The organism is Rhodococcus sp. NPDC054953, from assembly GCF_053609225.1.
This window is the reverse complement of the sequence record NZ_JBSGXD010000079.1, coordinates 1-1,150: the sequence shown is the minus strand read 5'-3', so window position 1 is coordinate 1,150 and position 1,150 is coordinate 1. Positions and strand designations below refer to the sequence as shown.

General features: G+C 78.7%; 1 protein-coding gene. It reads right to left on the bottom strand.

Annotated features, from left to right (window positions below; all coding sequences use genetic code 11):
* Positions 1-1,150 (bottom strand): amidohydrolase (locus ACWF62_RS20600; RefSeq protein WP_452631284.1); only part of this gene is annotated, 1,150 nt, incomplete at both ends.

Below are 1,150 nucleotides of genomic sequence, written 5' to 3'. Positions count from 1 at the left end.
GTCCCCCACGGGTCGAGCGGGGTGACGGGGGCGTCCGAGCCCAGGGCCAGCGGCACCCCGGCGCGCAGCAGGGCGGCGTACGGGTTGAGCGTACGGGCCCGGTCGGCGCCCAGCCGCTGCGCGTACATGCCGCTCTCGCCGCCCCACGCGGCGTCGAAGGCGGGCTGTACGGAGGCGGTCAGGGCGAGTTCGGCGAAGGCGTCGATGTGCCCGGCGGTGAGCAGCATGGCGTGTTCGACGCGGTGCCGCATGGCGCGTACCCGGGTGAGCCCGACCTGCTCGGCGGCGGCGCGCACGCCCTGGGTGACGGCGCCGAGCGCGGCGTCGCCGATGGCGTGGAAGCCGGCCTGGAGCCCCGCCTCGGTGCAGGCGGCGACGTGGGCGGCGATGGTGGCCGCGTCCAGGTGTGCGGTGCCGGTGTGGTCCGCGTCGTGGTACGGGGCGTGCAGGTGGGCGGTGTGGGAGCCCAGGGAGCCGTCCGCGAAGAAGTCGCCGCCCGCGCCGATCGCGCCGAGGTCACGCACCCGGGCGGCGTCCCCGGCGCCGGTGACGAGTTCGCCCCCGTAGCCGACGACGCGCGGGCCGGGCTCGGCGGCGGCGAGCGCGAGCAGCCCCCTGAGGTCGTCCTCGCTGGAGATGTCGGGCCCGGCGCACTCGTGTAGGGTGCCGATGCCCAGGGCGGCGGCGCGGCGCAGCGTGGCGCGCTGGGCGTCGGCGCGCTGGGCGTCGGTGAGGGCGGCGTCGGCGGCGTGCCGTACGGCGTGGTGGGCGTCCCCGGTGAGCGCGCCGTCCGCCCGGTAGCCGGGCAGGCCGGTGACGCCGGGCACCAGGTCGAGCAGGGCGGTGGTGGCCAGCGCGGAGTGGGCGTCGACGCGGGTCAGGTAGAGCGGGCGGTGGCCGGCCGCCTCGTCGAGTTCGGCGCGGGTGGGCGGGCGTCCGCCGGGCCAGCCCGAGGCGTCCCAGCCGTGGCCCAGCAGCGCCGCGCCGGCCGGGCGGCCCGCGACGTACTCGCGGATCCGGCCGAGTGCCTCGCCGGGGGTGGCGCAGCCGGTGAGGTCGAGGCCGGTGAGCGCGAGGCCGGTGGCGGTGGCGTGCACGTGCGCGTCGGTGAACGCGGGGGTGACGAGGGCCCCGTCGAGGTCGATCACCT